The organism is Arsenophonus endosymbiont of Bemisia tabaci Q2 (genome assembly GCF_902713415.1).
Lineage (GTDB): Bacteria > Pseudomonadota > Gammaproteobacteria > Enterobacterales > Enterobacteriaceae > Arsenophonus.
On sequence record NZ_CACTIE010000250.1, the window covers coordinates 1 to 2622 of the forward strand.

Annotated in this window: 1 protein-coding gene and 1 pseudogene; one reads left to right on the forward strand and one right to left on the reverse strand. The window is 32.6% G+C overall.

Annotated elements, in window-relative coordinates; genetic code table 11:
• Positions 1-528 precede the first annotated feature (528 nt).
• A complete protein-coding gene (gene epmA, locus ARSQ2_RS10750; RefSeq protein WP_181995291.1) occupies positions 529-1509 on the forward strand; it encodes an elongation factor P--(R)-beta-lysine ligase in 981 nt (326 codons plus the stop codon).
• A 59-nt stretch (positions 1510-1568) separates the two neighbouring features.
• Here epmA and glpQ read toward each other — a convergent pair.
• Positions 1569-2529, reverse strand: a pseudogene (gene glpQ, locus ARSQ2_RS10755) (glycerophosphodiester phosphodiesterase); the annotation flags it as partial.
• Between the last annotated feature and the right edge of the window lie 93 nt (positions 2530-2622).

Genomic DNA, 2622 nt, shown 5'->3' on the forward strand with positions numbered 1-2622 from the left:
ATTATATTCTTATTTATTGATATATAACATTATTCTATTTTGGTATTTTTTATATCAATAAAAATATATTCATTGATAATATTTTTATGAGCAATAAGGTAATTTTAGTCATATTTATAATAATTTTTTAAAAATAAAAATATTATAAATAAATGCAATTTTAATAAATAAAAATTTACATTAATTCATTAAAATGATTATTTTTATTAATTTTATAGCTGGAAATAACTTACAAATTTTTTAAAAAATTGATATTATTTGAATTTATTTTTTATGGTTTGATGGTTTTGAGTTGAAATATTTTCTTTATTCAGCTAAATTAGAGATCATATAGAAAGTAGTTATATCAACTTATAACTAACGTTAATTATTTATTTCAACTAATTAATATTTTCAAGTTCTCTTACTATTTAGCTAAGGGTTAGTTTTTTTTAAAACAGAGTGATGAGATTAAAGATATGAAAAATTTGTTTATTTGTGTACAGGAGAGTAAACTAGCGTACTTTATTCTTTTTTGGAGTTTTTACAATGAGTGAGATAGTGAATTGGCAACCCAGCGCGTCTATCAATAACTTACTGAAAAGAGCCAAAATTATTGCTGAAGTCAGACGTTTTTTCATCGATCGGGGAGTAGTGGAAGTAGAGACGCCTATATTAAGCAAATTCACGGTAACAGATATTCATCTCTCACCGTTTGAAACTCAATTTGTTGCTCCGGTAATTGCTGACAGCACCAAATTGTATATGATAACCAGTCCTGAATATCATATGAAACGTTTGCTAGCAGCCGGCAGTGGGCCTATATATCAGATGATTAAAGCTTTTCGTAATGAAAAAGAGGGACGTTATCATAATCCAGAATTTACTATGCTTGAATGGTATCGGCCTCATTATGACATGTACCGACTTATTGATGAAGTAGATGATTTGTTGCAACAAATTTTGGACTGCCAACCCACTGAGCGGATATCATATCAACAGGCCTTTCAGCGTTATCTAAACATTGATCCGTTAGCACTAAAGTCAGAAAAAAAACAATTACGTGATGCAGCAGTGAAGTTGGGTTTAAATAATGCCGAAACAGAAGAAGACAAAGATGTGTTATTACAATTTTTGTTTACTATGGGAGTTGAACCAAATTTAGGTAAAGATAAGCCTACCGTTATCTATCATTTTCGTGCTTCACAAGCAGCATTAGCTGAAATTAGTAAAGAAGACCATCGAGTTGCTGAGCGTTTTGAAGTTTATTTTAAGGGTATTGAGTTGGCCAATGGCTTTCGTGAGTTGACTGATGGACAAGAACAGCGAGAACGTTTTGACCATGATAATCAGATGCGCAAAAAAATGGGTTTACCAAAACAGCCTATTGATGAATGTCTGCTTGCTGCGCTAGATAAAATCATACCTGATTGTTCAGGTGTTGCTTTAGGTATTGATCGTTTAGTCATGTTGGCGCTGAATGCAGAAAAAATCAGTGATGTTATCTCTTTTTCTATAGAGCGAGCTTAATATTAGTAAACTAATAGTAATCAGCGGTAAATTATTACCACTGAATTTATTGGTGGCTGTTATTGATGTTGATGCTGTTTTTGCAAGAATTTTATCCCGAGATCAGGGAAATCGGTAAAGGCACCATCGACGTTAGCTTTGTTATAGATAATATCAAACAGCTGTTGAACGTTTTTCACGTAATTTGGTAGCTTATCAATTAGAATGGTATAGGGATGAACGACTAACTTATTTTTGTGTGCATCTTTAACCATTGTTGTAAGTTTTATTTTACCAGGCTTTGAGTTTTCATTAATAAGCATGTGGTAATCTGGGCCAATGCCATCAGCATACTTAGTTAGCAATTTCTTTCATTGTTCCCGGTTTAAACATCCAGTCATAGCTATAATTTGTCTATGTACCGTTAGGCTGCTCTTCATAAGTTTCATGCCAGTCAGTGGGAGCAGAATTAATTGAACCAGTTTTAAATCCATACCTAATTTAGGTAAAAGCTCATTTTTAATGCGTTTTAACTCATTATCATCAAAGCACTTTAAGATAAACATTGTCGTTTTTCTTGCTGTAGCCATATTGCTTCAGAATTTCTAACACTCTCATCGAAATATCCTTCCCTTCTTGTTTGTGAAACCAAGGCGCTTTAATTTCCGGATAAATGCCGATATTTTTGCCAGTAGATTTATTCAAACCTTGGATAAATTCAATTTCTTCTTGAAAAGTATGAATATGGAAGCTGGATTTTCCCATCGGAAAGCGATTAAGGTAAATTTGAACTGTTTTACCATCTTTAATTTGAAAGGCTTGAGTAAATTTGAGTGATCGAATTTCGGGTAAGGTAAAATCAATGGCATAAAAGCGACCATCTTTGCGAGCACGGCCAGGGAACCGATCCGCAACGCCTGTAACGCTATCTAGGTAATGATCATGTAATACAATCAGTTCATTATCTTTTGTCATTACCAGATCTTGTTCAAGGAAATAGGCACCTTTCGCATAAGCCATTGCTTTGGCGGGTAATGTATAGCTAAGCGTCTTAATTTTGATTACAAAATATATGTTTTTCTCCAATATAAATTTACTGATATAGAGTAATTACTTGTAATCATTTTAAAGTCG